This window comes from Alkalihalobacillus alcalophilus ATCC 27647 = CGMCC 1.3604 (genome assembly GCF_000292245.2).
GTDB classification, from domain to species: domain Bacteria; phylum Bacillota; class Bacilli; order Bacillales; family Bacillaceae_D; genus Alkalihalobacillus; species Alkalihalobacillus alcalophilus.
The window spans coordinates 1-6,768 of record NZ_ALPT02000130.1; the positions used below are offsets into that span (position 1 = coordinate 1).

Below are 6,768 nucleotides of genomic sequence, written 5' to 3' on the forward strand. Positions count from 1 at the left end.
GATTTCCATTTTTAAAAATGAGAACATGAAAATTGGGTCCTTGTATGTTTCTTTAGATAGGTTTTATGAAATTGATTCAAGTAAGTTTGAAATGAAAATAACTTAGCACATTGGAGAAATCCCATGTGCTCTTTTTTTAGACAATCATATAAGATTTGGTTAATCTGGGAGGAATGAAATGAAAAAAGGCCGGTTTTATCTTGTTATTAGTGTGATAGTGGTTAGTATTAGTCTGGCGATTTTTTGGGCAAGTAATCTTGCATTAAGTACAGATTATACAGAGCAATACCGACCACAATTTCATTTTAGTCCAGAAGAAAACTGGATGAATGATCCGAATGGGATGGTTTATTATGAAGGAGAGTATCACTTATTTTATCAACATAACCCTCATGACAATGTGTGGGGTCCGATGTATTGGGGCCATGCGATTAGTAAAGATATGATTGAGTGGGAACATAGACCAATCGCATTAGAGCCTGACGAAATTGGAACGATTTTTTCCGGCAGTGCTGTGGTCGATTGGAATAATTCAACTGGATTTTTTGATGAGAAGGGTGAAGGGCTAGTAGCGATCTTTACACATGCAGGTGATGGACAATCTCAAAGTCTTGCTTATAGTAAAGATAAGGGAAGAACATGGGAGAAGTATGAAGGGAATCCTGTTATTCCGAGTGACCCGACGATACCGGATTTTAGAGATCCGAAAGTATTTTGGCATGATGATACAGAAAAATGGGTGATGGCTATTACGGCCGGAAAAAAGGTCTTGTTTTATGGTTCTCATAATTTAATAGAATGGGATTTTTTAAGTGAATTTGGTAAAGGGATGGGTGCCCAAGCTGGTGTATGGGAATGTCCAGATTTATTTGAATTAGCAATAGATGGAGATCCCGATCATACGAAGTGGGTTTTACAAGTAGATATTGGTGACGGAGCAATTGCTGGGGGTTCAGGGGCTCAATATTTTATCGGTGAATTTGACGGGACGACTTTTGTTAGCGACCATGACCCTGAGCAGATTAACTGGCTTGATTATGGAGCTGATTTTTACGCGGCTCAATCCTTTTCTGATATGCCTACTGAGGATGGAAGGCGGGTCATGATCGCTTGGATGAACAATTGGTTATATGCTAACCAAGTCCCAACAGAAGTTTGGCGTGGGGCGATGTCTTTTCCAAGAGAAATGCAACTAATGACCGATTCAATGGGAGAGATTAAGGTAGCTCAAAAACCGATCGAAGAGTTAAACTCTTTAAGAGGTGAGCAACTATTTTACTTAGAAAATGAAAAGGTTGACCAATCTTTTGCTAAGGAGTTGTTAGCAGATATTAAGGCTGATACGTTTGAACTCTTTATTGAAATCGATCGAAACTCATTAAGTGATGTTGGTTTTAAAATTAGACAATCTGACAACTTAGAGGATGAAACGCAGATTGGTTTTTCAAGTGAAACGAACGAACTTTTTGTGGAGCGTAGGCAGTTAGATGAGATTTACTTTAGCCCTTATTTTAATGGCAGGCATAAAGTGGAGATCGCAAATTCTAATACACTAACCTTGCAAATTTTAGTCGATCAATCTTCGGTTGAAGTATTTGCTCAAGATGGTCAATATGTAATTACAGACTTAATTTTTCCGAATGAAGATAGTGTAAATATGGAGTTTTTTCTAGAGGGCGAGGAAGTTTTCATTCATAATTTAACGATTCATTCCTTACAATCAATTTGGTAAAATGAATAGGTAATAAATAGATGAGGTGAAGCAATGAATAATCATTCAATGGTTATATGTGTAGGGGAAATGTTAATTGATTTCTTTTGTAAAGATATAGGGGTTAGTCTAAATAAGGGGAGTCGTTTTGAAAAGCAAGCGGGTGGTGCTCCAGCTAATGTTTGTGCATCGATTGTGAAGCTTGGAGGAGAAGCGGGCTTTTGCGGAAAAGTAGGGGACGATCCTTTTGGTCATTTTTTAAAGCATACGTTAGAAGAGATGAAAGTCGATACTTCTATGATGCAATTGGACCCGTTGAATCCAACGACACTAGCCTTTGTTTCATTAATGGAAAATGGGGAACGGGATTTTGTTTTTAATCGTGGAGCCGATCGATGGATGGAATCCAAGGATCTTAATGAAGAACAAATGGCTCAAGCGAAAATTTTACATTTTGGTTCGGCAACGGCATTATTAGAAGAGCCTTTTCGTTCAACCTATTTGAAGGCTATTAATAAAGGCTATGCAAACGGACAGTTTATTTCTTTTGATCCGAATTTTCGAATTGATTTATGGAGAGGAAGAGAGTTGGAATTTGTTAAATGGGCAAAAGAGGGGATAAAGCTCGCTGATTTTGTTAAAGTGAGTGATGAAGAATTAATGATTATTTCCGAGGAAAAGAAAATCGATGCAGGGGTGGCAAAGCTTCATCAATTAGGGGCTAAACTTGTAGCCGTAACTCTTGGTAAAGAAGGAACTTATTTATCAAATGGAAGCGAGCAGGCTATCATCTCAAGTGTTTCTGTTCAATCGATCGATTCTACGGGAGCAGGGGATGCTTTTGTTGGAGCCACTTTATGGCAATTTGCGAAACAGGTTAATGCAAAAGAAGTGCTCATAAATTTTGAAAAAGTAAAAGACATGGTTACTTTTAGTAACAAAGTCGGTGCCTTAGTTTGTACGAAAATTGGGGCGATTGAAGGAATTCCAACGTATGAAGAAGTAGTTAATTTTGAAAGGATTACATAATGAGAAGTTGTTTTTTAAACTGTCCTTTAACATAGGGGCAGTTTTCTTTTGCAGATCATTATTTTCATCTTCATGAAGCAAAAGGATAGCTTCTTTTCTACATTTCGTTTAATCTGATAAAGTTAAGGACTGAAAAAATGGTGTTGTTCAGGAGGGAATAAACAGATGAATGATATTCATAGACCGACTGTTGTCGCATTATTGTTAGCAGGGTCTTTTATTGCGATTTTAAATCAAACGTTAATGATTACAGCAATTCCTCCTATTATTGTCGAGATGGGTGTTACGCCAAATAGTGCTCAATGGTTAACGACTGTTTTTATGTTAGTGAATGGAATCATGATACCGGTTAGTGCATTTTTAATTGAGCGATTTACAACAAGGCAATTATTTTTAACGGCGATGAGTGTCTTTGCAGTAGGGACGGTAGTAGCTGGGTTGTCCCCTACATTTGAGTGGTTATTATTAGGACGTGTCATTCAATCGATGGGAGCTGGGGTCATGCTTCCGTTAATGACAACCGTATTTTTACTTATTTTTCCGATGAATAAACGTGGTTCGGTTATGGGTTTAGTTGGTTTAGTCATTTCGTTTGCTCCAGCGATAGGACCTGCTTTTTCTGGGTGGGTGACTGGTAATTTTTCTTGGAGATATTTATTTTTTATAATATTGCCGATTGCTATTATTGATATTGTGATCGCTTATTTTGTCTTAAAGAATGTGACAGAAGTGAAAAAGACAAAGGTTGATGTGCTTTCGATTGTGTTATCTTCGTTCGGTTTTGGTGGTCTATTATACGGAGTTACCAGTGCAGGGAATTTTGGCTGGGGGGCACCGGTTACGTTGATTACATTAGCCGTAGGGGTGATCTCACTAGTTTTCTTTATTTTGAGGCAATTACGCATGAAGCATCCGATGTTAGAATTTCGAGTTTTTACGTATTCGATTTTCCCATTTGCAGTGTTTATTGGTTCCGTTACCTTTATGGGCTTAATCGGAGTTGAGACGTTAATTCCTCTTTACATGCAAAATATGCGTGAATTTTCAGCCTTAGAAGCAGGAATGGCGATGTTGCCCGGAGCTCTTATTACAGGTTTACTTGCTCCTGTTGTGGGACGTATCTTTGATAAGGTAGGGGCACGTTTTCTTGTCCTACCAGGCTTAATTATTATAACAGCTTCAACGATTCCGTTTATCTTTTTAAATACGGAGACGACCTTTGCCTTTATTACCATTATGTACAGTGTTCGAATGTTTGGTTTAGTATTAATTATGATGCCGATTCAAACGGCTGCCCTTAATCAGTTGCCAAAACGTTTAATTCCACACGGAGCTGCGATGGATGGGACGATGAGAATGACAGCTGCTTCTGTCGGGACAGCTGTGCTTGTAACGGTTATGACTTCAGTAGAATCGGTAGCAGAAAATAGGGGGAATATTGCACAACCAGACATTTTTGGAGTTAATATTTCCTTTGTTGTGGTAGCCTGTCTGGCGTTGTTTACCCTCATTTCATACTTTTTTATTCGATTTGAACAACCGGAGCATAAGGAACAGGATGAAGGAGAAAGGAACCAAGTGAGTTGAATAAATGAGGTTTTGGGAGAGCATCACATTCATTTAGATTAGGTGGTGGTCTCTTTTAGTCAGAAAGCATATAATAGATGAGGATAAAGAACATGATGAATAGAAAAAACAAAAATCTATTCAAAAAGATAAAAAATAGTGGAAACGATATGCCATCGATTGCCTATACTATATAATGGTGGAGATTATGAATTTTACATGTAGGAGAACCGACTATGAATAAAAAGGTTTATAATGATTTATTATTAATTTTGCAAAAGAGCTCAACTGAAGACCATATAAAAATTAACCAACCATTAAGCTACTATACGTATACAAAAACAGGGGGACCAGCAGATATTATCGTCTTTCCGACGACGTATGAAGAAGTCGAAAAAATTTATCGATATACATTAGAACACCAAATACCGATTACGATTTTAGGGAATGCCTCAAACTTAATTATTAAAGATGGTGGAATTCGTGGCGTTGTGATGATTTTAACGGATATGAACAAAATTGAGTTAAGAGGAGACTCGATTATTGCCCAAAGTGGAGCGGCGATTATTGACGTTTCGAGATTTGCCTTAAAACACGAGCTAACAGGGTTGGAATTTGCTTGTGGCATTCCAGGTTCAATTGGTGGAGCCTTGTACATGAATGCGGGTGCTTACGGTGGAGAAGTTTCAGATGTTTTAACAGAAGCCCTTGTTTTAACAAAAGAAGGGGAACTGAAAACCGTGCAAGCGGAAGAATTAGATTTAGGCTATCGTACAAGTAATATTGAAACGAACGGCTACCTAGTGTTAGAGGCAACTTTTGGTTTGAAGCAAGGTGATGTGTCAGAAATCAAAGCGAAGATGGAAGAACTTACTTTTTTAAGGGAGTCTAAACAGCCATTAGAGTACCCATCATGTGGCAGTGTTTTCAAAAGACCACCAGGACATTTTGCTGGAAAGTTGATTCAAGACAGCGAATTACAAGGAAAACGAATCGGTGGAGCAGAAGTTTCGAAAAAGCATGCTGGCTTTATTGTAAATGTTGGGAATGGAACAGCGACGGACTATATGAAGTTAATCGCCCATGTGCAGCAGACAGTCAAAGATAAATTCGGGGTTGAACTGGAACGAGAAGTACGTATCATTGGCGAAGATGTAAAGAGTTGAATAAATGGGCAAACAGAAACCAATGACAGCGATGAGAATCTACTGTTATTGGTTTTTTATGGATGTATCTCTGATATAATAAAGAAAACAGAATCTTTTGATAAGAGGTGGTTTAATGGGAATGGATTCAAACGAGTTAAAACAGCAAGTTCAAGCACAGTTTGGAAAGAATGCTCAAAACTATGTCACGAGTCACATACATTCAAAAGGCAAAGATTTAAAAAAGCTCATCGAATTGATTGACTGTTCAGGCAAGGAACAATTCCTTGACATCGCAACAGGTGGTGGACATGTCGCTAATGCAGTTGCCCCCTTAGTGAAACAAGTTGTTGCTCTTGATCTCACGAAAGAAATTTTACAAGTCGCCAAAAAGTTTATTGAAGGGAATGGAAACAACAATGTTGATTATGTTGAGGCCAGTGCAGATGCATTACCTTTTGCTGATCATCAATTTGACCGAGTGACTTGTCGAATAGCCGCCCATCATTTTCCTAATATTGAGGATTTTCTGAAGGAAGTTTATCGTGTTTTAAAGCCTAATGGACTCTTTATTTTAATCGATAATGTTGCTCCCGAAAATAAAGATTGTGATCAGTTTTATAATTACATTGAGAAAGTTAGAGATTATAGTCACCAGCGAGCTTATAAAAAAACAGAATGGTTAAAAGAGCATGAAAAAGTGGGGTTCGAATTGCTAGAGATGCACTTGTTTGAGAAAGTGTTCGATTTTGAGGATTGGTGTAGACGAATGGATGTCGGCGAAAAAGAAAAAGAACAATTGACTCAGGCCTTTTTACAGGCGGATGATAAAATCAAAGCGAAGTTCCGCGTGACGTTGGAAAACGGGAAAAAAGTACAATCCTTTCAAGGAGAATCTGTCTTAATAAAGGCAAAGAAGCTAGTTTAGGGTATAAGAAGAGCCACTTGAGTTGAGTGGCTTTTTTCTATGTACAGCTTGGTAAGTTTAGCATAGCAGCCGTTAAGGTGTAAGCACTGCAAATCGAAAACTGGGAGTAAAGAGCTTTTGCTAGTCCATATACTTATAATGGCGGAAAGTCATAAGCAAAGAGCGGGAAAAGCCAACTAGGTTCCGACATTAAGTCGGAAAGTCATAAGCAAAGAGCGGGAAAAGCCAACTAGATTCCGACATTAAGCCGGAAAGTCATAAGCAAGGAGCGGGAAAAGCCAAGTAGGTTCCGACATTAAGCCAGAAAGTCATAAGCAAAGAGCGGGAAAAGCCAACTAGATTCCGACATTAAGCCGGAAAGTCATAAGCAAAGAGCCGGAAAAACCAAC

General features: G+C 38.3%; 5 protein-coding genes. All 5 read left to right on the plus strand.

The window, feature by feature from the left end; genetic code table 11:
* Positions 1–178 precede the first annotated feature (178 nt).
* Positions 179–1,732 carry a glycoside hydrolase family 32 protein gene (locus BALCAV_RS20220; protein ID WP_052044425.1) on the plus strand — a complete coding sequence of 518 codons (1,554 nt, stop codon included), beginning with the start codon at positions 179–181 and terminating at the stop codon, positions 1,730–1,732.
* A 33-nt stretch (positions 1,733–1,765) separates the two neighbouring features.
* Positions 1,766–2,740: a carbohydrate kinase family protein gene (locus tag BALCAV_RS20225; RefSeq protein ID WP_003324212.1), complete on the plus strand. Its 975-nt coding sequence runs from the start codon at positions 1,766–1,768 to the stop codon at positions 2,738–2,740.
* 165 nt (positions 2,741–2,905) lie between these two features.
* A complete protein-coding gene (locus BALCAV_RS20230) occupies positions 2,906–4,327 on the plus strand; it encodes a DHA2 family efflux MFS transporter permease subunit (RefSeq protein WP_003324211.1) in 1,422 nt (473 codons plus the stop codon).
* A 215-nt stretch (positions 4,328–4,542) separates the two neighbouring features.
* Positions 4,543–5,472, plus strand: a complete 930-nt coding sequence (gene murB, locus BALCAV_RS20235; RefSeq protein ID WP_003324209.1) for a UDP-N-acetylmuramate dehydrogenase — start codon at positions 4,543–4,545, stop codon at positions 5,470–5,472.
* Between the two features lie 115 nt (positions 5,473–5,587).
* On the plus strand, positions 5,588–6,379 hold the full coding sequence (locus BALCAV_RS20240) for a class I SAM-dependent methyltransferase (protein WP_003324208.1): 792 nt from the start codon (positions 5,588–5,590) through the stop codon (positions 6,377–6,379).
* The last annotated feature ends 389 nt before the right edge of the window (positions 6,380–6,768 follow it).